The 23,054-nt window shown below is 44.3% G+C and carries 18 protein-coding genes; 10 read left to right on the top strand and 8 right to left on the bottom strand.

The window, feature by feature from the left end; translation table 11 throughout:
* Window positions 1-232: 232 nt before the first annotated feature.
* Window positions 233-1,348: a glycerol dehydrogenase gene (locus tag L5M29_RS17990; protein ID WP_263169245.1), complete on the bottom strand. Its 1,116-nt coding sequence runs from the start codon at window positions 1,346-1,348 to the stop codon at window positions 233-235.
* 540 nt (window positions 1,349-1,888) lie between these two features.
* On the opposite strand from L5M29_RS17990, the gene L5M29_RS17995 reads away from it, so the two are divergent.
* The 3 genes from L5M29_RS17995 (at window position 1,889) to L5M29_RS18005 (ending at window position 3,349) form a co-directional block, all read left to right on the top strand.
* The gene (locus L5M29_RS17995) at window positions 1,889-2,404 is read left to right on the top strand and encodes an AAA family ATPase (RefSeq protein WP_263169248.1); all 516 of its coding nucleotides are present in this window, start codon (window positions 1,889-1,891) and stop codon (window positions 2,402-2,404) included.
* 73 nt (window positions 2,405-2,477) lie between these two features.
* Window positions 2,478-2,873: a GNAT family N-acetyltransferase gene (locus L5M29_RS18000; protein WP_263169251.1), complete on the top strand. Its 396-nt coding sequence runs from the start codon at window positions 2,478-2,480 to the stop codon at window positions 2,871-2,873.
* Between the two features lie 92 nt (window positions 2,874-2,965).
* Window positions 2,966-3,349, top strand: coding sequence for an MAPEG family protein (locus L5M29_RS18005; protein ID WP_113941155.1), 384 nt, complete (start codon window positions 2,966-2,968; stop codon window positions 3,347-3,349).
* Between the two features lie 9 nt (window positions 3,350-3,358).
* Here the strand turns inward: L5M29_RS18005 and L5M29_RS18010 are convergent, their stop codons facing one another.
* A complete protein-coding gene (locus L5M29_RS18010) occupies window positions 3,359-4,822 on the bottom strand; it encodes a PLP-dependent aminotransferase family protein (protein ID WP_263169254.1) in 1,464 nt (487 codons plus the stop codon).
* Between the two features lie 117 nt (window positions 4,823-4,939).
* Here L5M29_RS18010 and L5M29_RS18015 point away from each other — a divergent pair, with 117 nt between their 5' ends.
* Window positions 4,940-5,398 (top strand): GNAT family N-acetyltransferase, encoded by a 459-nt coding sequence (locus L5M29_RS18015; RefSeq protein WP_263148791.1) that lies wholly within the window; start codon window positions 4,940-4,942, stop codon window positions 5,396-5,398.
* A gap of 125 nt (window positions 5,399-5,523) precedes the next feature.
* Here the strand turns inward: L5M29_RS18015 and L5M29_RS18020 are convergent, their stop codons facing one another.
* A complete protein-coding gene (locus L5M29_RS18020; protein WP_263169255.1) occupies window positions 5,524-6,591 on the bottom strand; it encodes a tartrate dehydrogenase in 1,068 nt (355 codons plus the stop codon).
* A 96-nt stretch (window positions 6,592-6,687) separates the two neighbouring features.
* Here L5M29_RS18020 and L5M29_RS18025 point away from each other — a divergent pair, with 96 nt between their 5' ends.
* Window positions 6,688-7,602 carry a LysR substrate-binding domain-containing protein gene (locus L5M29_RS18025; RefSeq protein ID WP_263169257.1) on the top strand — a complete coding sequence of 305 codons (915 nt, stop codon included), beginning with the start codon at window positions 6,688-6,690 and terminating at the stop codon, window positions 7,600-7,602.
* Between the two features lie 264 nt (window positions 7,603-7,866).
* Window positions 7,867-9,009: a glucosaminidase domain-containing protein gene (locus L5M29_RS18030; protein ID WP_263169259.1), complete on the top strand. Its 1,143-nt coding sequence runs from the start codon at window positions 7,867-7,869 to the stop codon at window positions 9,007-9,009.
* Window positions 9,010-9,212: 203 nt separating this feature from the next.
* Here L5M29_RS18030 and L5M29_RS18035 read toward each other — a convergent pair whose 3' ends face one another.
* Window positions 9,213-11,267, bottom strand: coding sequence for a toxin-antitoxin system YwqK family antitoxin (locus L5M29_RS18035; protein ID WP_263169261.1), 2,055 nt, complete (start codon window positions 11,265-11,267; stop codon window positions 9,213-9,215).
* A 543-nt stretch (window positions 11,268-11,810) separates the two neighbouring features.
* On the opposite strand from L5M29_RS18035, the gene L5M29_RS18040 reads away from it, so the two are divergent.
* Both L5M29_RS18040 and L5M29_RS18045 read left to right on the top strand, forming a co-directional pair.
* Window positions 11,811-14,834, top strand: coding sequence for an NACHT domain-containing protein (locus L5M29_RS18040; RefSeq protein ID WP_263169263.1), 3,024 nt, complete (start codon window positions 11,811-11,813; stop codon window positions 14,832-14,834).
* Window positions 14,791-15,756 carry a hypothetical protein gene (locus tag L5M29_RS18045; RefSeq protein ID WP_263169265.1) on the top strand — a complete coding sequence of 322 codons (966 nt, stop codon included), beginning with the start codon at window positions 14,791-14,793 and terminating at the stop codon, window positions 15,754-15,756. Before L5M29_RS18040 ends, L5M29_RS18045 begins: the two co-directional genes overlap by 44 nt.
* Window positions 15,757-16,420: 664 nt before the next feature.
* Here L5M29_RS18045 and L5M29_RS18050 read toward each other — a convergent pair.
* Together L5M29_RS18050 and L5M29_RS18055 are read right to left on the bottom strand one after the other, a co-directional pair.
* Window positions 16,421-16,873 carry a hypothetical protein gene (locus tag L5M29_RS18050; protein WP_028761683.1) on the bottom strand — a complete coding sequence of 151 codons (453 nt, stop codon included), beginning with the start codon at window positions 16,871-16,873 and terminating at the stop codon, window positions 16,421-16,423.
* A gap of 299 nt (window positions 16,874-17,172) precedes the next feature.
* Window positions 17,173-18,096: a LysR family transcriptional regulator gene (locus L5M29_RS18055; RefSeq protein WP_028761684.1), complete on the bottom strand. Its 924-nt coding sequence runs from the start codon at window positions 18,094-18,096 to the stop codon at window positions 17,173-17,175.
* Between the two features lie 118 nt (window positions 18,097-18,214).
* On the opposite strand from L5M29_RS18055, the gene L5M29_RS18060 reads away from it, so the two are divergent.
* Complete coding sequence (locus L5M29_RS18060; protein WP_049821802.1) at window positions 18,215-18,904, top strand: SDR family oxidoreductase; 690 nt, start codon at window positions 18,215-18,217, stop codon at window positions 18,902-18,904.
* 98 nt (window positions 18,905-19,002) lie between these two features.
* Window positions 19,003-20,190 (top strand): MFS transporter, encoded by a 1,188-nt coding sequence (locus L5M29_RS18065; RefSeq protein WP_198571801.1) that lies wholly within the window; start codon window positions 19,003-19,005, stop codon window positions 20,188-20,190.
* A gap of 383 nt (window positions 20,191-20,573) precedes the next feature.
* On the opposite strand, the gene L5M29_RS18070 is transcribed toward L5M29_RS18065, so the two are convergent.
* Together L5M29_RS18070 and pyrC are read right to left on the bottom strand one after the other, a co-directional pair.
* Window positions 20,574-21,620, bottom strand: coding sequence for a hypothetical protein (locus L5M29_RS18070; RefSeq protein ID WP_263169269.1), 1,047 nt, complete (start codon window positions 21,618-21,620; stop codon window positions 20,574-20,576).
* Between the two features lie 212 nt (window positions 21,621-21,832).
* On the bottom strand, window positions 21,833-22,864 hold the full coding sequence (pyrC, locus tag L5M29_RS18075) for a dihydroorotase (protein ID WP_263169271.1): 1,032 nt from the start codon (window positions 22,862-22,864) through the stop codon (window positions 21,833-21,835).
* Window positions 22,865-23,054: the final 190 nt, after the last annotated feature.

Raw genomic sequence — 23,054 nt, forward strand, 5'->3', positions numbered from 1 at the left:
CTCCAAGCGTTCAACGAATAGAGAGTAAATGCCAACTCTTGGCATCGAGGGTGGAAATATCGTGTCTGTTGTCATCTCCCTTGCGCTCTTGCTTAGCATTAATGTGAGGCAAGGGAGTTATTGATGATCTTTAAACTCGCGCAGTGGCAGGCTGTGTTTTAGCCACATTCGTTAACTTTGATAAACATATCAAAGGGATGATGGGCCTCTGCCAGAGGCGTTTTTAACTGTTTTAAACCGTAAGCTTTTTATAGCGTTCAGCCATGGCATTGGCGGCGATCATGGCTTGGTAGACATCGTCGGCAGTTAACTGCATCGGCATATTGCCCATAGTGTCGCCCTCTGCGCAGGCTATCTCAGCCACTTTGCGCCACTCTGCTTCGACAAAGGTTTTTAGCCCCAAATCGGCGAGCGTGAGCGGCAGTCCCGCGGTTTTGATGATGTGAATGACGTTATCGATTTCGGCTTTGGGGGCATTTTCGAGAACTAGCTGGGTGAGCAAGCCAAACACCACTTTCTCGCCGTGTTGGGCTTTATGTAGGTCAGCTACCGCCGACATACCGTTGTTCACAGCATGGGCTGCGGCTAATCCGCCCGCTTCGGCCCCGACACCACTGAGATAAATCGTCGCTTCAATGGTTTGCTCAAGTGCGGGAGTGACTATCTTGTTTCTCACCGCATCCATAGCGGCTTCAACATTTTCAGTCAGTAGTTGATAGCAAAGTTGCGCTAATCCCAGCCCAGTGCGGGAAGGTTTTTTCAATACGAGATTGACGCCATCGGATTGATAACAGGCGCGGGCTTCAAAGTAAGTGGCAAGTGCATCGCCTATGCCTGCTGCAAAGAATCGGGCCGGAGCCGCGGCGATAATGGCTGTGTCGGCAACAACAGCATCAGGATTTTGTGGCAGAAACAGATAGCGCTCAAACTCACCGGTTTCGGAATAGATCACGGCAAGTGCCGTACATGGTGCATCGGTTGAAGCAATGGTTGGGTAGAGCACCACTGGCCGTTTTTGATAGAAGGCGACGGCTTTGGCGGCATCTAAGGTTTTTCCCCCGCCAACTCCAACAATAACGTTGGTATGATGCTGTTCTGCCAGCGCACCTAAACGCTTTATCTCGGCTTCGCTGCACTCATAGTTGAATTTTTCGAGATGGTTGCTGATCCCATTATGATCTAGCCCTGCGACCGCTTCATTCTCAACTCGGCTGAGGATAAATTCATCGCAGATGATAAAAGCATTGTCACCAAAGTCCTTAACATAATCATGCATTTGAGCTAATAAGCCTTTGCCGATAATGAATTTTTTAGGGGAAGTGACGGTACGCGGAACGACAGTGCTCATAGAGCCTCCTTTGCACTTATGACGGTTATCCTTTCATGCTTACCCTAGCATACGCTTAATTTATCGTCACAGCATGAGTGGTGGTAATATTTTTATTATGCAGCGTAAATTACTACTTTAGTGCTTAATTATTAGGTTAAAAATGTGGTTTATTATTTTATTTGTCGAGTTAAATGCTCAGGTGTTTCTTTCTGGTTTTTTCTGGTTTAAGGCAGGGGCGAGGGCCCAGAGAGCGAGGCGAACTCAGTTGGTGAAGAGATGTAAGACGGAGCGGGCGAGCTGATTTAAGACTGAGTGGGCGAAGCGATGTAAGGCATCTAAGAAAGTGATGAAAACTAAAACTGGATTGTGTGAATAGCGGAAACGCCTGCTTTGGAAACACAGCATAGTCATTAATGTAATGGGAATTTATTACCTCAAACCCGCCCTAAGTCTTGCTCGGTGTTCATGCTTTATGTGATGCTCTGTACAGTCGTTCATTGGTGTCATAGCGAGTGAAATCGTCGGCTGAGATAAAAGACCAGTAATCAAGGAGTGAAGATGACACAGCAGAATGCGTTAGGACAATTGGTCAGTAAAGGTACGTTAATATTCTTTTGTGGCAAAATGGGCTCAGGTAAATCAACCTTATCGCGACAACTTTCTGAGGCCGAAAACTGTATTTTAATCTCGGAAGACGCATGGCTGGCGGCGCTATACCCCGATGAAATTAAAGATTTTGATACTTACTTGAGCTATTCCGCTCGCCTTAAGCCTTTGCTTAAAAAGCATGTGCAGGAACTGCTCTGTTCGGGTGTTTCTGTGGTCATGGACTTTCCCGCGAATACTACCAATCAGCGCCTGTGGTTTCGAAGCATTTTTACTGATTGCGCCGCCCATAAACTTATTTATCTTAATCACAGCGATGCGCTTTGTTTGAGTCAACTCGATAAACGCAGACAAAGCCACCCTGAGCGTGCCATGTTCGATACTGAGGCGATGTTCTGGCATGTGAGCCGTTATTTTCAGCCACCGACTCTGGATGAAGGCTTTGAGCTTGAGGTGATAGAAAGCTAAATAGTTGAAAGCCAAGTGACTGAAAGCCAAGTGACTGAAAGCAAGTGACTGAATAAAAACAATAGGGAATATCATGTACCAAGTGCTTGAAGGCGTTGTTTCTGCCAATGATTTTGTTCGCCTACGACAGATTTCAGGCTTAAGCCCTAGACCATTGGAGGGCGCCATTAAGGCCTTGCCAAGGAGTTTATATGGCGTGCAAATAAAGTTCGCCGAGCAGACTGTGGGCATGGGGCGTGTGGTTGGTGACGGCGCGCTCAACTTCGAAATTGTCGATATCGCAGTGGATCCTGAGCATCAAGGTAAGGGATTAGGGCGGCTTATTATGCAGCACATCATGGCTTATCTAGATCGTGAGGCTTTTGAGGGCGCGTATATTACCCTGATGGCGGATGTGCCTGAACTCTATGAAAAGTTTGGCTTTAAATTTAGTCGTCCCGCAAGTGAAGGCATGTATATGGTGAAATAACGCCGCTAACCAATACACTTGTAACTTAGGCACTTATAGCTGTAGAACTCAAACAGTAGAACTTAAAACAACAATCAAAGGAAGATTACCCCATGAATACCTTACTTATTTGCTTATTTGTCGCCATGTTATTGCCATATCTTGCGAAAGGTCCCGTGGCTTGGGCGATGGCAAAGGCGGGTGGTTACGATAATAATCATCCCCGTGCTCAGCAGGCGCAGCTCACTGGTTTTGGCGCTCGCGCTTTAGCGGGACATCAAAATGCCTTTGAATCATTGCTGGTGTTTGGCCTAGCCGTATTAGTGGTGATTGCTACCGGCAAAGTAAATCCCACCACTGAGTGGCTCGCAATCGTCCATGTAGGCGCCCGCTTTGTGTATCACATCCTCTATCTTGCTAACAAAGGCACCTTAAGATCCCTCACATGGTTTGTTGCCATCTTCAGTGCTTTCGGGATTTTCTTTCAGGCTTTTTAAGCTTGGATATTAAAGGATCTGCGCCAGTTTTTTGATACTTTCCCGCAGATCATCAGGCGTATGAGCGGCATAGCCCAGTAAGATTGCTTGCCTTGGATAGGGCGCTTGGCAATATCGAGACAAAGGCTGTGCCCCCAAACGTATTTGGCGGCATTTGTTGAGCACTTCCTCTTCGGTCAAGTCGCCCTTCAGCCAACACACGAGGTGAATACCTGAGTCAGAGGTTTGAACGGACAATTTGTCGGGCAGATACTGCTCAATTGCCGCGATTAACGCCGTTTGGCGCGCTAAGCAGGCTTTTCTCACTCGGCGAACATGCCGCGCATAATGTCCTTCGGCGATAAACAACGCTAATGTTGCTTGCTCTAGGTGAGCCGTGTGCGTATCGGCGTAATGCTTTGCCAACTGGAAAGCCTGTACCAGTTTAGGGGGTACCACTAAAAAGCCGAGTCGTAATTCGGGCAGCAGCATCTTGGAAAAGGTGCCTGCGTAGATCACCCGCTGTTGTTTATCGAGTCCCTGCAGTGCCTGAATTGGGCGGGCGCTATAACGAAACTCGCTATTATAGTCATCTTCTAAAATCCATTTACTCTGCTCAGCGGCCCAATCGAGTAAGGCCAATCGTCGTGGCAGACTTAGCATACCGCCGAGGGGAAATTGGTGTGAGGGCGCGGTAAAAGCCAGTTTCACTGCGGGCCACCGCTGGATCGCATCGGCAATATTTGTGCCCTCATCATCAACACTCACAGGACGAACCCGCATATTTTGCGAGAGAAAAGCACCTAAAGCCCCGTCATATCCAGGTTCATCAAGCCAGACTTCATCTCCCTGTTGGAGTAGTACCTGCGCTGTGAGGTTAATGGCCTGCTGAGTTCCATTGATTATGATGATCTGCTCAGGTGTGCAATTGAGGCCGCGGGTCGAACGCGCATAGTCACTTATCGCCTCACGCAGCGGCAAATACCCCGCGCTATTGTTTGATTTACCTAAGGTTTTACGCGATTTCCGCCAAACTCGGCCTAACAGCCGCCCCCAAAGTTGGTGCGGGAAAAGATCGACACATCCGACGCCAATATTAAACATGCTATGGCTGTGGTCCGTATTTCCCTTCGCTTTCAGTCGCGCCATTTCTATTAACTGTGGATTAATTTCTAATTTTGAATCAAAGGCTTGAGCGCTTTCTCTGGCACGGTTTGGAATATCGATCAATTCATCGGGAATGGTATCTGACACATAAGTGCCCGATCCCGGTTTAGTCAGCAGATAGCCTTCATCAATCAGGCGCTCAAACCCTTGCAGTACTGAGTTACGTGAAATCTGCATGGTTTCCGACAAGGCTCTGCTGGATGGGAGCTTCATTCGCGGGTGTAAACGTCCATCAAGAATGGCCTCTCTAAACGCATGATAAAGCTGATCTTTGAGGATGCCGTCTTTGAGTTGCAAGTGAGGGAAATTGGATTGAGGTTTTTTCATTTGCTAACTGGTACTGTAAAAAATACAAAAAGTGTACCTTATGCGGTACCACAATTGAATCTAGAATCTTGCTTCAGTAAAACTGAGACCATTTACTTAATTTCAAGGAGTGCGCTAATGTCCAGCCAATCACTAACAGTAACCATTGATATGGTTAAAGAAACGGACTATTCACTCTGGTTACCACACTGGCGTGATTACCAGACTTTTTACAAAGTGGCGTTATCGGAAGCGACCACCCAAGCCACGTGGCGCCGATTTTTCGATGACCAAGAACCCATTTATTGCGCCGTCGCAAGAGAGGGCCAAAACTTACTCGGTTTTGTACACTATGTTTTTCATCGTTCTACTTGGGCCGAAACGGATTATTGTTATCTTGAAGACTTGTTTGTTGCCCCAACAGCAAGGGGTCAACATGTTGGAAAACAATTGATTGAGTATGTAAAGCAAGCGGCCATTGAACACAAGTGTGCGCGCCTGTATTGGCATACACAGGAAACAAATTTAACCGCGCAAAAACTCTATAACTGGATTGGTGAAAAACCGGGAGTCATTGAGTACAGAATGCCGTTGTAAGGGGCCTTTAATAAATGCATTAACTGGCTAGCTTATTAATGCATTTATTATCAGGTGCTTGATAGTCTAAACTCCTTTCAACCCTAATGCTAAAGGGCTTTTAGCATTAGGTTTTGATGCACGTTTTAATTGCGACTAATCGCAGCGATCACCGCATCGGTCAGCTCCCAAGTATTTGCTGTTCCGCCCATATCGCGGGTTAAAGACTGCTTATCTTTCAATACGTTTTCTATCGCACTGAGTATCATGTCGTGCATTGCACCATAACCTAAATGTTGCATCATCATAGCGCCTGCCCAAATTGTGCCTAGAGGATTGGCAATACCTTGGCCTGCAATATCCGGCGCCGAACCATGAACCGGCTCAAACATCGACGGAAATTCCTTGCTTGGATTGATGTTCGCCGAAGGGGCAATGGCGATAGTGCCGGTGCACGCAGGGCCAAGATCAGACAGGATATCGCCAAACAAATTTGAGCCAACAACCACGTCAAAATGCTCGGGTTTCAGCACGAAATTTGCCGTCAGAATATCGATATGATATTGGTCGACCTTAACATTTGGATACTGTTTTGCCATTTCCACGACGCGACTATCCCAATAGGGCATAGCGTGAAATATGCCATTGGATTTGGTCGCCGAGGTTAAGTGCTTTGCTTTGCGGCTTTGGGCTAAATCGAAGGCATATTTTAAGATGCGATCTGTGCCACGACGGGTAAAAATGCTCTGCTGGGAGACTATCTCATGTTCAGTGCCTTCATATTGAATGCCGCCGACGGCGGAATATTCGCCTTCCACGTTTTCACGTACTACATAAAAATCGATATCGCCGGGCTTTTTGCCCGCGAGTGGGCAGGGCACGCCTTCAAATAACCGAATAGGCCTAAGGTTCACGTATTGCTCAAAGGCTCTGCGGATCGGTAGTAGCAATCCCCAGAGTGAAATATGGTCGGGAACGCCTGGAAATCCAACAGCACCTAAGTAGATGGCATCAAAGGATTTTAGTTGCTTAAGTCCATCCTCTGGCATCATGCGACCGGTTTTATGGTAGGTTTCACAGGACCAGTCGAAGTAGGTCCACTCAAACGTCACACCTAAGATTTTTCCTGCGGCTTCGAGTGTGCGTATCCCTTCGGGGATCACTTCTGTACCTATGCCATCTCCGGCAATTACGGCGATTTTTACCTTAGACATCTTCGACTCCAATAGGGGATTCTGCGTTTTTTGTATGTTATTCCATATTCGTATCGTGTATGAATAGGCTAAATGTTTTGTTAAGGATTACGAATCGTGAGCCAACTGCCGCCACTTGAAGATTTACGAGTCTTTGTTATCGCCGCTACAAGCGGGGGATTTACAGCCGCTGCGGAGCAATTATCTTTTTCTCCAGCGTATGTGAGTAAACGCATTGGCCTATTAGAAAAAGCGCTCGGAGTGCGCTTGTTTCTGCGTTCTGCCAGACGTGTTAGCCTCACCTTAGAGGGCAAGATTGCCTTGGAATGGTCCGAACGTTTGCTCGATACCATGGAGCAAATGAGCCTTGAAATTAGCTTAGAGCAGCAAGTGCCACGGGGGCGATTACGTATCGCAACCAGCACAGGATTTGGCAGCCACTGCATTGCACCGATTATTTCAGACCTCGTGTTCCACTATCCCGAATTAGAAGTTGATTTAGAGTTGCTCGATCGCCCCGTCGATCTGGTCTCTGAAGGTTTTGATCTGGAGATCCGTGTCGGTGGCGAATTGCCACCGCAAATGATTGCTAAGCGTCTTGCGAGTAATTATCGGGTATTGGCGGCGTCGCCGACCTATATCGACACGCATGGCATGCCAAACAATCTCGCGGCATTAGCCGAGCATAAGTGCATAGGGATCCGCGAGCGCGATCAAAACCATAGAGTGTGGCGATTGGAAAGTGCGGCTGGCATAGCCTCGGTTGATTTAGCGGCTTCCTTGATGACCAACAATGGCACAGTCGCTAAGCAGTGGTGTCTTAAAGGCTACGGTATTATGTTGCGCTCCATCTGGGATTTACAGCAAGATTTCTTAAGTGGCACATTAGTCAGAGTACTCCCCGAGTATCATCAATCCGCTGAAATTCATGTAATCTATGCTTCACGATTAGAAACGTCTGCCAAACTTCGCACCTGCGTCGCCTATCTTGAAGAGGCTTTACCTCGTTTTGCTGGCACTGGAATAAGTTGATTTTATTTCGCCAATCTCTATTGGCGAGTGAACGCTCGCTATTTTCATATTGAGTTTAAATAAATCAAGGTGTTGGATTTAATTGCTGATATTGGGTCAAGAGGCGGCCAAGAAGGCGCTCGTCCTATTCTCCTTAATAAAATGATCGTAATAGGCCATTTTGTATATCTATTAAGCAAACTGTCAGGTTTTTACTGTTACCTTACGCCCCCGATGTATTGGCTAATCCCATTGCTACCGTTTTACCTCAGTTAAAGAGATACCATGTTTATAAAGTTTAAGCTTCCCGTTGCTATGCTCGCACTCATTGCTTTGTCTGTTTTATGCTCTTCGGTGTATGTGCAAGAAACGCGAGTGACTAAGCTGATTTCGAATAGGCTGCCATTTGATACTCTTGGTTTTCAGTCACAGACGGCTTCCAATCCTTTAGTTGCCAGTCAGAGTGCTCAGCATCATATGCAGAGTTTGCCAAAACTGATGACGACTTCCCTGGTGCAAGCGAATCAAGGTGCTGTTGCCAATCCAACGGTTGCTGAACATTTCTCATCCCCAAAAATGCTTGAGCAGTCATCCTTAGACAATCCAGAGTCTAAACAACTGAGTCTGAATATCAGTTCTCTCGATGAACTCATGGGCTTGTTTGACTCGCTTGATTACACGCCAGAAAGTTTTCGTGATGGTAATAAATCGGTCCCTAGGTTGACCTTTGATGCCGTGGGAGAGGGCTGGAGTTCAGTGTCAAGCCAACTCCCAGTGAAGCAAAAGAAAATGGTGTTTCTTAGAATGATTGCCCCTTTAGTCTTATTGGCGAATGAGAAAATTTTACAAGAAAGACAGGTCATTATGTCTGCCCCCCTCGATGATATTGCGTTATTAGCCTTAGGGGTAAAGTACAAAGTAATAAGCACTGAAGATAAACCGCTGTTAGAAGCCCAAAGACAAATGCTACTTGAAAGGGTGGATATCCTGCCGCCATCGTTAGTGTTAGCTCAAGCGGCAAAAGAAAGCGGTTGGGGCACATCGCGATTTGCCCGTGAAGGTAATGCATTATTTGGGCAGTGGGATTTCAAGGGTAATGGTATGGAACCTAGGCAAAAGCGCCAAGGTTTAGGCAATTATGGTTTAGCACAATTCGATACACCATTTGCTTCGGTGGAAGGGTATTTGTTGAATTTGAATACCCATAATGCTTATCAGAAGATGCGAGATTTTCGTGCCCAATCAAGACAAGCTAATCAAGCTGTGACAGGCTCTGCACTCGCAGGGACGTTAGACCGATATTCGGAGCGTGGTCACGCCTATGTTGAGGCGATTCGTCAGATGATCCGCACCAATAAGCTATATCTGGTGGATGATATTTATTTAAGTGATGACGCGCCATTACATCTATTAACAAGAACAAACTAAGTGATTGGTAAAATAACCATTTTTACTTAGCCTGAATAAAGCGCACTTTAATTAGGCTTATATAGGCCAATTTAATCAAGGGCATCCGCATTACCCTATATCCCAATTTTAAACTTTGCCTTTTTGCTGGTAATTGTCTTCAAGGCCTTGAGTTAACCATTAGGATAAAAGGATAAGCAGTGCCTGATGTTCGATATTAATGTTTACCTTTCTGTAATCGCATAACTGCCATCTGTGTTATAGCGGATGGTAAACCCCTTTTTGTCACCATCGTGGTAATACTTCAGGGACAGTAATCGATCCTTGTTATCGATTTCATATGTCCAGCCACGTTGCTCATTGTCGCTGTAATTGGACAGTGAATAACCGCCATCCTTCTTGTAGCGGATGCTGATTTGACTGTCTTGCCCCTGTTGATTATTTTGCAGCTTTTGGACATGCCCCTCTTCATCGAATTCATATTCTTTGATGAGGTTGCCATGATGGTAGTCAGAAAGTTTGTATAATTTTCCTTTACTATCATAATAATATTGTTCCCCATGCTTAATTGACGGTGTATTTCTAAAGGGGGGATTCAGTATGTCCTTACAGTCATTACTATAGGGATTTTCTCGTATAATGCACTCGTCCTGAGAGGGTTTGACTGGCAGGGTTTCGTCATATTCATAATGACTTAACTCCATAAGCCTATGATTGTGGTTAGGATCAAAAATAGCCTGCATGCCATGGTACTCACCTTTGCGATAGTTCCTAATGCCGCTAACGACATCCTGTGCTGAGTACCAAATACTCTGACCATCGAGCAGGCCCTGTTTATAATACTTATTGGCAAAGAGCACATTTTCATCGCTGATTAGTTTTTCTTCACCTTCACGTAATCCACTGAGATAAGTCACTTCGATCCGTGATTTCTTGTCAGTTTTAAATACCCAAGGGCCAGTGCGCTTGCCATCAAGGTAAGCCCCGTTACCCACATAGTTGCGGTATTCGCCAAGCGAGACTTTATCTACCCAAGGGCCATGTTTAATGCCGTTTTGATAGTGACCTTTATTGCCATTGCTCTCAAGCCATTCACCGTCTTTGACACCGTTGCGATAAATGCCTTTTTCAGACAATCGCTTATCTCCTGTGTCTGCGCCATATTCGGGCTCATAGATTTCATAGGGGCCATCAAGCACTCCTTGATTGTAATGGGCAAAACCGTAGTTATCTGCCTCATCGAACATGGACTGTGCAATCCATTTACCTTGCTTTTTACCGTCAAGATATTCACCTTCCCAATAGCTTGCTTGGCCGTCAGCCTCCATCCATTTACCGACTTTTTTGCCTTGTTTGTACTGACCATTCAACATGATATTGGCATTACGGTTATCGTAGGCAATATAGGGGCCATCGAGCACACCTTGGGCATAATGACTTTCAAGCGCAAGTCCAGCCCAAGAACCTCCGAGATTCATATAATCATAAGCTGGGCCCGTTTTGGGGATCTCACTCTCACCGCTGTTTAGCCAGTCCACATCATCGGCTTCAAAGACAACGCTCATCAACACAAAACTGCCCTGTTGTTCGCGATAATCATTGCGATAAAAGTGGGTTACTAAACTGTATTGATGCTCGCGGCCTTGGGCATCTTTATCTTTGCGGGTGAGGGGATAACGTAATTTATATTCGTCCGCGGTTTTCACATCGGCGGGTAAACCTTTAGCATTGCGATAGCCGATTAAGGTTGGTTTGAGCTTGGTTGATCCATCAATAATCGCTTTAATGGCAGGATCTTCAATCGCCTCAACATCATAGGTCATGCGATATTGCTGCGGCGGAATTTGGTTTAACACTTTGCGGGTGTCGCTGACGGTAAATGACGATAACGTCGGGGCGACTTCATCCAGCACAACTTGAAGGCGTGGCAGCTTAGTGAGTTTTGAATCCTCAAAACCATAACCCCGTAAATGCTGGCCATCAGCATCTTTAAGCATGACCACGACTTCTTTGTCGCCACCCTTATCAAAGTCATAGTAAAAAACGGCCACAATTTCAGCCGCACCATAATCATCAAGATGTACGCCGGGCGCATCGCCGTCGGACATTTCGCTCCATACTTGATTGTCTTTTTGGTGGAAATTAAGCCATTGGCCATTCGGTAAATCGACAGTGGGATGGACGGCTTTGCCCGCAGCGTTTGCCGCAGGAATAACCGTTAAAGAGGATAACAACATCATGCCCGCTGCAGTGAATAAACTGCGAATCGAAAGTTCCATTTAACTACACCTTTTACACCGATAACTTGCGCCTCATGCGCACCAGTAAACGGGCCGAATTTTATGCGAAGACAAGCACTTCAGGAAGTAGCTGATACAAAAAAGGCCGCAATAGCGGCCTGTTAAGATCCAACAGTTAACAATCAGCGATGGTACGTAGCATTTATTTCGTGGGTGTCTTTTAGGGTAAATGTCTGACTGTTGGTTTTTACAGAAAAGTTATGCTGGCCTGTTCTTGTTGACTATAGATAGTCTTAATTCCGTATATCCATTAAGCACTATCATTCCAGTGACTCGCAGCAAGTCCGTCCCTGGATGCTCGAACGTGGCATCCATGCCACGGACGGTCACTTCCATGATAGTGCTTAATCAGGTTAATCCCTGTTTATGTCTGATAGCTGATTTTATAGAGGATTTATGACTATTTTTGGCTTTCATATTAACAGTTCAATGTTTGTATTTCGTACTGTCATCTCCAAATTAGTTTTGTTAGGCTGTTCAAATAGTTGGTAAAGATTAGTATTTAATAAGGTTTTTCCAAACATGGATAAAGGCATTGTTGAGCGGACTCTTTGGTATGAGCACAAAGACGGTCGTAAAGAACTTAAGGAAACTGAGCTAAGCAGTTTTATCGAGCCTTTAATTATATTGGGCGAAGCTGGAATGGGGAAGTCAGTTTTACTGGCTCGATTGGGCGAATTGTCAGGCTTTAAATATTGCACAGCAGGGCAGCTTATTCGTAGCCAAGATCCAGTAAAGCTTTTTGATGGTAATCAAGTTCTTGTTATAGATGCTTTAGATGAAGTTAGCTCTCAAAAAGAAGGGACTGCGGTTGATGCTGTTTTAAAAAAGCTTCAACAACTCAATTGTCCAGCTTTTATTTTGTCCTGCCGAGTTGCTGATTGGCAAAGTGCTACAGCAGTGGTATCGATTTTGGAGGATTATTCAAAGAAGCCAATAGAACTGCACTTAATGTCTTTCAGCGATAATGATATTCAGAGGTACTTATCTCTATCCTTAGGAGTTGAGAGAGCGGAAGTCGTTATTCAACATTTTAATTCTCGTGGTTTGAATCAGTTACTTGGCAATCCACAAACACTTGAACTCATTGGTAAAGTAGCTCAAGAACGTGAGTTGCCAAATAGCCGTAGTGAACTATTTGAGCGTGCGATTGATGTTTTGTGGTGTGAGCATAAAGACAGTAAAGCCCAATATCAGCTTGATAAAGAAGCCATAATCCAAGCCGCAGGTGCCGCTTTTGCGGCTTTAATACTCACCGGAAATGAGGCTTTAACTCGTAAAGCTGCAGCTAATATTGGAGATGGCGAGATTTCATTTACTGAAATTGCCACATTACCTAATGCGAAAAATATTAAAGATGTCATTACCACAAGGTTATTTAGAAGTATTGGAGTAGATCGCTTTAGTTATCTACATCGTAGTATTGGTGAATACCTTGGCGCTAAATGGTTGGCTCAAAACTCAAATTCTGGAACGAACAAGAGACGGTTTTTTTCACTGTTCTATTCTGATGGATTAGTACCCGCGAGTTTGAGGGGGATTCATGCTTGGCTGGCGCAAGATCCTACGTTTAAGTCTATTGTCATCAAAAATGATCCTATGGGGTTTATTGAATATGGCGATGCAGATGTGCTGACAGTAAATGAGGCGAGTATCTTGCTTACGGCTTTGCAAGGATTAGCGATTGAGAATCCCCGATTTAGAGATTGGAAAAAATATTCGATAAGAGGATTAATTCAAGAACCACTCATCGAAGATTTAAGACAATTAATTATTTCAAAAAATACGATATTTGGGTTACGTTTGATATTGCTTGAAGCATTTAATGGTGGTGAAGTTAACGATAGATTAGTCGATGATTTAAAACGTATTATTTTAGACAAAACAGATACGTTTGCGATTAGAAGTGCTGCTATAGAAGTGCTTGTTAATAGTAAAGCCAAAGATGATGTTATTACGTTACTGAACTCTCTTTGCATATATAGTGATGTAGATTCATTGCGTTTAGTCATTGAGAGTTTTGAGCTACTTAATTTCGAAAGTGTTGATGATAAACTTATTGTCGATGCCGTCATTTCTTATGCAGCAAAAAATCAATTTACTATAGGTGTTTTATATACTATAGAGCGAAGTCTACCTGATAGTAGGATCGGGAGTGTCTTAGACCTATTATCTAAATCACTTACGGAAATAGGAGAGTGGTATGCGCGAACTGGTAATTACGAATTTGCTGATTTTTCCTATTATCTTATTCTTAGAGAAATTAAGTCATCACATAAAAATCCAAATGTTGATAGGTTTTTTTCTTGGTTAAGTCCACATAATAGTTCGCAAGGGTATAATAAAAATAATGGAAATGAGCTAAATAAATTTATCAATGAAAATAGTGATTTTAAAATAGCTATACAAAAGTGGGTATTACTTGAGGCTCCTATTGATAAAAGTATTATAGGCAGAGGTTATAATCTAGCTAGTGCTTTATCTGCGCTAACCGTATCCGAAAAAGATCTAATTATTATTTTAAATACATTAGGTGAACATGATCATCGCTGGAAAGAGTTAGTTCAGCTTATTCATCATGATGGGGAGGTTGGAAGTCTTTTAAGAAAAGCAGCACAACGTTTTGCACGACATAAGCAAGTAGATATCGATTGGCTATCGAGTTTAGCCGTATCGCTCGTTCCTGAGTGGCAAGTTAAGGAGGAAGAAAGGCTTCGTAAAGAAATAGAGAAAAAAACTGTAAGACATCAAATTCATCGTGATGAATGTCAAATTCACATCAATAAAATGCGAACCGGAAACCATCAAGATATAGTTGAGCCTGCAATGGCTTATTTGAAACTATTTATTGATATTGGTTATGATACTCCTGCTTACCAACGCATCGCTGAATGGCTAGGTGATGACTTGAGTCAAGCTGCCTTTGAGGGTTTTGAAGCATACTTAACTAAAAAACATTTATTCCCATCATTTGAACAAATTCAAAAATTTAGAAATGAAGGAAAGTTCCATAAAGCAGAGTACATTATTATTGTAGCTACTGCCGAACGTATCAGAAATGGCATAGGGATAGCAGACCTTTCAGATGAAGTGATATTCTCGGTATTTTCATCGTTGCGTCATCATTCTAATCTTGAGCAGCATGCAGGCATAAGTGATCTTCAACTTACTCAGTCAGTAGAACAAGAGATTGAACTGCGAGGATTGTGGGAAACTGCCATAAGACGTTTTTATGAACCACAACTTGCTATTGGTAAAAATACTATTTTGGGTTTTTATGAGCTAATGCATGATGATTCAAAAAAAGAGGTTTGTAGCCAATTAGCATTTGAATGGTTACAACGATATAAATCACTTCCTGAAAATATTGAAAGTGAGTGCATTAAACGTCTGATTTACTCATCTAAATTCGAAGAGTTACGATCTTTACTTGTTGAGTACTTTAATGTTAGCGAGAAACATCATCGTTTAATTTGGGATGCGATTTGTTTTATTGTGGATTTTGAAAGTATTACTGAAAAAGTCGGTAAAAAAAATTTCCCCTGATTTTATTTGGCAGATTCGTGACTTAGTACAAGGTCACTACAGGCACAACGCATATTTAGAACTTAGTGTTGCTCAATGTGAATGGATAGTACAGACATTTAGATTGTTATGGCCAATGGCAACAGATCTTTATGAAGAAACTCGTGGTTCTAATAATGCTTGGGATGCTAGTCAATTTATTAATTCATTTATAGAGCGATTAGGGAAATCCTCCAATGAAGATGCTGTCTTGGCATTAAGGCGTTTGCGGCAAGCTCCAGAGGATAGTTATACCTCGTGGATAAAAGTGGTTGCAGCTGAGCAACAACGGCTTGTGGTTGAATCAAATTATGCGCCACCGACATTAGCATCAATTAAGGCTATTACTTGTAATATATCTCCACAATCAATGGCTGATCTTCAAGCTTTAATAATTGAAGAGTTAGAAATTGTTCAGGCAAAGATAAAAAGCGATGACATAGATAGTGGTCGCGTTTTTTATAACGATGACAATATCCCACACAATGAAGAACACTGTAGTAGTTTGTTAATTGGGTTACTTCGTCAAGGCGCAGCAGGCGTTGATTATACGCCAGAGCAGCATGTATCGAATGATAAAGAAGTTGATATCTGTTGTTCTGTTGGCGGGATTAGGCTTCCAATTGAAGTAAAAGGGCAATGGCATAGAGATTTATGGCATGCCGCAGATACTCAATTAGATAGGCTATATACGCAAGACTGGCGCGCAGAGCATCGCGGGATCTATTTAGTGCTTTGGTTTGGTAAGGGTCAGCTTGGCACTAAGAGGTTAAAGCCGCAAGGAAGGGGAAAAGCTATACCTAAAACAGCGGAAGAATTGCAAGAAATGCTCATGGCTAATTGTCTTGCTGCACAACAAGGGAGAGTGAAAATTGTTGTTTTAGATCTAGAAATCAATGGGTAAAGACATTTTCTATTTAGCTAGTAAAGAATAAGTTGGTCAGGCGTAAGTCTTTTCAGATTAACAGCCAATACCAAAGCTAAGGTGATACACCATCTGTACTCTAAGTTGTTGAAATAATAAAATGCCGTGGCGATATCGTGGATAATGGCGCAGGCTCAGGGGCACATGGATGTTCCATCTGAGCCGTTAGGTGACTTTTAGTAGGCGTATGATACTGGTTACTAAGGTGTTTACGGAGATATGAGTCATTTAGCTACAGACTACTCAAGTGTTGACGAAATTAAGCACTTGCATGTAAGTGACCGTTGGCGGCATGGATGCCGTCGTCGAGCCCTCAGGGATGAGTTTATGGCGTGTCACTGGAATGAAAGTGATTAATTTTATGCATACAAAATAAAGAACTAATCACTCTCTTAAAGAGGGAGTTGCTGTTAATTCCCTCTTGGTTGGCTCTTGATTTAACATCAGAGGTCAAGCTCACACGACTTTGACTTTTTTAAAATTATAAAAAAACCAATCAGTTGGTTGCAAAACTCCATATGGCTTGAATCAACTCATCATTAATCTCAAACACCATCACTTCAAAGAGATAATCTTTAATCTCACTAATGCGTTTGCCCAACAACGATGGCTCAGCACATCGTTGTCAGACATCTACTGAATATTACTTCGCGGTAATTGAGCCTTGAGTTCCTGCATCAGTATCAATCCACGAGCTGTCTTTATTCATGCTTGCATCAGGATAAATGGTGAACTCCACCATGCCTTGTTTGAATTTGATTGCGCCATCACTATGGCTCGATTTTACGTGTTTACCATTAACCCAAACCTGATTTTTATCATCGATTTGAATGTTGGCAACCGTCGCGCCTGAGCTGGCGGTTGCAAGCCATTGTCGGGCATTGGGAATGATTACCTTAGCGTCATCTGCGGTTTGGGACATGGCGCTTGCCTTAGCATTTTCCTCTTTGGTTTTGTGGATATCGCAGCCTTGGGCTTCTGACATTTGGGTGCAGCCAGAGCGCTCGAGTAACTTGCGATATTCATCGTTAATGGCGTAGCTATTTGCCGATATTAATAGTGCAATGCTTGCTGTGATGATGATTTTAGTATTCATGAGTTCCCTCGTTAGTATCAAGTTGTTAATCGCTCATTGCTAGTTTGCAGTGTGAGCTGATGGTTAATTGTAGAGGGTGCTTAGCAATTTTCTATTGGGCAAAAGTACATTTAATTCTATGCCGGGTTTAGCCGTAATGACCTTACCGCTATTGCTGTTTACATTGCGGGGCATAAGCCATGCGCTGTTTACACGCAATCCTTGCGAGGTGATGCGTTAAAATACAGTTGATCACATCGATAAAATACTTTGCGTCTATTGGTTGATACAGTTGCCCCCGTTTGATCGACGTTTAGCGATTAATGCTCCAGCTGCTTTTCAAATTGTTCGAACAGAAAATCTAAGAATAATCGCAGTCGTTTGGGCTGATATTGGCGGCTGATGTATACCACGTTGAGGTCGGCACTTGAGACTGTGGTCGAGCTATTAAAGTTTTTCATGTAGCCATTTAAAACTGTCACTAAGCGTTGCTGATTAATGTCATTTTGCACATCGAGCAGTGATTTTAACGCGATCCCCGCGCCTTCTAATGCCCAGCAACGGATCACTTCGCCATCATCAGAAAACCGTTTTGGGGTGACAGTGACTGAGTTGCGGCCTTCTTGGTCTTGAAAGTGCCAAGTTTTGAGCTCTTCATTACTGCGCAGCATAGCGAGGCAATCATGATGGCTGAGGTCTTGCGGTTTAACGGGAGTGCCTTTACGCGCAAGGTATTCTGGAGATGCGCACAGTACCCGTCGACTCGGTGCGAGCCGCCTTAAAATCAGATTACTGTCAGTTAAATCACCGTAGCGAATAACGACATCTATGCCCGATTCGGCAATATTAGACAAATTATCATTGAGATACAGATAGGGAACGATATCGGGGTAGCGGTCGGTGAAGGCGGACAAAATCGGCAGTATATATTGTTTACCTATATCTTTTGGCGCAGCAATTTTTAAGGTGCCTTTGACCTCTTTTACCCCATTCTGCAGCAAATTTTCGGTTTCTTTTACATTTTCGATAATCCCCAAGCATGCTTGGTGATACAGGGCCCCTGAGTCTGTGAGTGACAGATGTCGAGTGCTTCGATTGAGCAGCTTAACTCCGTAGCGATCTTCAAGTGCTTGTAAGCGCGCCGTGACGGTTGCTGGAGAAAGTCCGAGCTCGCGGCCCGCCGCTGCTAACCCTTGATGTTTCACTATGCTGATAAACAGCGCCATATCTGAAAATTTATCCATTTTCACTTCTATTGTTTGTCTGAGCTGAATAATGAATTCATATATTAATCAATTATCAAAATATGTCGAATGAATATACTGGCTCTACTAACCAATCAGCAGTACAGAGAGTAGTCACATGAGCAGCCATATCAGTAATCAGATTAGCAATCAGAGCAATAGCGATAAAGCTGTGGTTGTCATCATCGGCGGAACATCAGGAATAGGGGCTGCGCTTGCTAGGCAGCTAACGGTAGACAACCAGATTGTCCATGTCGCCAGTCGTCAAACAGGCGTAGATGTGGCGGACGAACAATCGGTAAATCGATTTTTTGAATCCATTGGTGCGTTCGATCACTTAGTGATCACCGCGGGTTCTTCTGCGCCAGCTGGCAAGGTCGTTGATGTCGATATTCAACAAGCTAAAGCGGCTTTTGACACTAAGTTTTGGGGTTCAATCAATGCTACAAAACAGGCGGTTCGTTACATTAAACAAGGTGGTTCTATCACACTAACCACTGGGATGCTGTCACGAAAAGTGGTCGCTAATACCTATGTTAAAAGCACAATGAACGCCGCCTTAGAAGCCTTTACTAAGGTGCTCGCTAAAGAGCTTGCCCCCATTAGAGTCAACGCCGTTAGCCCTGGATTAACAAGAACCGGGTCAATGCCAGCGCAAACGGCGATGTACGAACAAGCCAAAACCACATTGCCTGTAGCAAAAGTGGGTGAGCCGAGTGATATCGCTATGGCCTATTACCTTGCCATTAACAACAGCTTTATGACTGGCGCCATTATCGATGTTGATGGTGGCGCGCTGATTAACTAATGCACTGAATAAATAGTGCTTTTACCCATTATTGCACCGAGCTGATAACACATCGCCGGTATGTTCCCTACACAAAATTTGAAATAAGCGAGATTACAATGAACAAGGAAAAAATGCCGTTACAAGTGTGGATACTAACGCTAGCAGCGTTTGCAATTGGCACCGCAGAGTTTGTGATTGCTGGTATCCTGCCACAAATTGCCACGTCTTTGTCTATTAGTGAAGGTCAGGCAGGGTATTTGATCAGCGCCTATGCATTGGCAATTGTGTTTGGTGGTCCCATCCTCACGATTTACTTGGCGCGGTTCAATAAAAAAACCGTACTGACCAGCTTAATGGTGCTGTTTATCTTGGGTAATTTGCTGTCGGCATTTGCCCCCAATTATACCTTGCTGATGATTAGCCGAGTGATTACTGGCTTAGTTCAAGGCCCATTTTATGGCATAGGTGCCGTAGTGGCGACCAGTTTGGTATCTGAAAAAATGGCCGGACGTGCTGTGGGTCAGATGTTTGCGGGTTTAACCTTAGCTAACGTATTGGGTGTACCAGGTGGCACTTGGATTGGCCTGCAATTTGGTTGGCAAACCACCTTTATTACAGTCGCGATATTGGGTGTTATCTCAATCGCCTCTATCTTCAAGTTTATTAATGCGACCGGCCATGGTGAAGCTAAAAATGTTTCGGCTCAGCTGCGAGCGTTTAAAAACCCTATGTTGTTGATTAGTCTTGCTATCACAGTGTTTGCTTGGTCCGGTTTTATGACTGTTTACGGTTATATTGCGCCAATTGCGATGCACATTACGGGTTTTAGTGAACATGCAGTAACGTGGATTTTAGTTATCGTCGGCTTAGGTTTGATATTGGGTAACACTTTAGGTGGGCGTTCATCGGATAAAAACCTGCAGAAATCGTCGATGTTTTGGGCGATAGCTATGATAGTGTCACTGCTACTGGTTGGTTTCGCGCTGGACAGCAAAGTGATGTTTGTTATTGCCGTTTTTGTCTTTGGTATCGCTTCGTTTGCTAATGTTCCTGCGATGCAGTTACGGGTAATGAATCACGGTGGTGAAGGCCAAGAGTTGGCAGCAACCGCTAATATTTCAGCCTTTAACCTAGCTAATGCATTCGGTGGATTCTTAGGGGGTATGGTGCTGGATAGTCAGATGGGCGCAGGCATGATCCCTTATGCAGCAGTGATTGTCCCAGTGCTTGGCTTAGTGTTTATTTCGATGGTAAACAAACGTGAGACACGTGCCGCGAATGCTGTAGCTGTGCCTAATATTTAAATGTGGTAGAAAGTCTGATTACTTCTGATATAGGCTGCCATTTATTTTAGCTAAAATGCTCAATGTAACTCATTGAGCATTTTGTATTTTAGGCTCAAATGTAGCTGACCTTTGTGATTCTGCAAGATTGATTCATCTATCGTCTATCTTGCTTAATTTATATTCGGACTAGACACACTTTTAAATTCCACTTAATAACTGGTCATGTTAAGCATCAGAAATATGCCAACTCCCGGCGAAGCTACTAATCAATACCTGTAACTTCGCTAGGGTGAGTGCTGTGTAGCAACGTTACGAACGAGAGTCAGGGATGGCGAACTGGCAGTTAGGCATCATCGCCATGACAGCTTTCTTTCCCTCTAATATTTTTTCAGTTAAGTACACTATTCTAATAGCTTAAGCTGTGTTTTTCCCCATTGGGTGGCATAGGGCATGGCTTCTTGCGGGCTGAGGACAAACTCTTGCTCGCATCCATCGCCGCGGGGCGTTTCCCAGAATTTGATCCCCTTTTGCTCAAGGGTGAGTTGGTAATATCCTGAGCCGTCTGATGTGGGACATTCTGCGTCCGGTGCTTTGCCTGCAAACAATTTGTTCCTTAATGCTGGAGGTAAAGGATGACTCATACCCTCGAGCATGCTTTGTGGTTGCGTATCGGTGATAAACCATTGCCATGGGTGGAAAGGTTTGCCGTCGGTAAGGGAGAAACTCACAAATTCTTGGCTGATACCATTGGCGCCATAACCTGCCGCCCAGCGATATAGGCGCACACTGAGCCAATGCTGATTAATAAAAATCGGTTCGGCAAAGGTTTCGTCAGTCACAAAACTGCCCATTTGTGCCAGCATTCTGCGGCGAGTATCAAAGGTTTGTGCTAGTTGGACTTCATCGGTGAGCTTATGTTCAAGCCATTGATTAATTGCCAAGATACCCGTTTGTGGGCCTTTAAATTCGATACCCACATCTGTGCCAAAAGTCAGCGGGCGATACTCAATATTTTCGTAGCTTTGCCATTTACCTCGGCTGAGTTTTGGCGTGGTTTCTAGCGGTAGATTGTAAGCATCGGCACCACAATCCTCGACCTTATCTGGGCTGATTTCTCGCTCAAGTTGCACTGGTAATGATTTACTCGCGGTATCTTTAAACCAATGGCCGCTCAGTTTTTGTGGTGTGACACTATCAAACTGCCAATTTCCGGTATTGTCTTCTTCTTTCCACAGTTCATCTTGCTGCTCGAGTCTTATCGGCGTTAAGTAGCGTTGATAGTAATAACTGCCTGTTCCATATTGATTAAAACAAATTCTGACCTTGCTTTTACCTAACTGTCCCTGCCAGATCCCTGTGAGTTCATTGACCGCAAAGGTCGGCAAAGAGATCGCGGCGGTCAGCAACAGGCTTGAAGATAAAACGGAGAATAACATCCTTGTGGGCATACTGATTTTCTCTTAAAAGGTGATAAGTAAGGGTCGTATTCTAAGCGCTGGGCACTCCACTTCCGTGTTGCATCAATTCAAAAGGTGGCCGACATTCTGTCATTGATGCGCCTTGAATTGAAGCACCCTAGGCGCTCTGAAACTCGTATCTTCAGGTAGCTTGGGTATAGATAAAGTCGCCCGTAGGCGACCTGATGTTAAAGACTTAAGGTTTACTTAACCTGCCAATCAATGGCTTCGCCTGCACGAATCGGCACTACGTTAGTGTCGCCCAGCGGGTAAGTTGCAGGGACATCCCATGATTTTTTAACAAGCGTGATCGTGTCGGCATTGCGTGGCAGATTGTAAAAATCTGGGCCATTGAAGCTTGCAAACGCTTCGAGTTTATCCAGCGCATTCACCGATTCGAAGGCTTCGGCATACAGCTCAATGGCGGCGTGGGCCGTGTACGAACCCGCGCAGCCACAGGCGGCTTCTTTCTTATCTTTAGCGTGTGGCGCCGAATCTGTGCCTAAGAAGAACTTCTTGCTACCGCTTGCTGCTGCGGCCAATAACGCCTGTTGGTGGGTATTGCGTTTTAAAATCGGTAGGCAGTAAAAATGTGGGCGAATACCGCCAGCCAGCATATGGTTACGGTTATACAGCAAATGGTGGGCTGTAATAGTCGCGGCCACATTATCAGAGGCTTGGGTGACAAAATCGACCGCATCCTTAGTGGTGATATGTTCAAGCACGATTTTAAGTTCTGGGAAATCGGCGACGATTTTGCTGAGGATATTTTCGATAAAAACGCGCTCGCGGTCGAAAATATCAATCGATGAATCCGTGACTTCACCGTGCACTAAAAACAGCATGCCGACTTCTTGCATGGCTTCGAGGGCTGGGTAGATGTTCTTCAAATCGGTGACGCCAGAATCCGAGTTGGTCGTCGCGCCCGCAGGGTAGAGTTTAGCGGCAACAATTTTACCCGTAGCTTTGGCTTTGCGGATTTCATCTGGGCTAGTTTTGTCAGTTAAATACAACACCATCAAAGGTTCGAACTGTGAGCCCGCGGGCACTTGCGCTTTAATGCGATCGTAATAGGCCAGTGCGGTTTCGGTATCGATAGCGGGGGGCACTAAGTTTGGCATGACGATGGCGCGGCCCATATAGCGGCTGATGTCGCGCACTGTATCTTTAAGCTGGGCGCCGTCTCTTAAGTGAATATGCCAGTCGTCTGGGCGAGTGATTGTTATTGTAGTCATAGGGTTTGGTCTTTTGATCGTTTTTGCTGCGAGGGTGGCGGGATCTTATGTGGCAAGGATTTTACTGTAAAGGGAAACTCGGCTGTTTCGGCCAATAAATCTGTTAGGACATGTAATTGAAGCGCTTAGCCGCATGGCCCGTACTATGTCACTGTTTTTAGCATCGGACACTTTTGATTAATCTGCTGCG

Origin of the sequence: Shewanella sp. SM95, assembly GCF_025653595.1 — a bacterium.
In the GTDB taxonomy this organism is placed as follows: Bacteria; Pseudomonadota; Gammaproteobacteria; order Enterobacterales; family Shewanellaceae; genus Shewanella; species Shewanella oncorhynchi.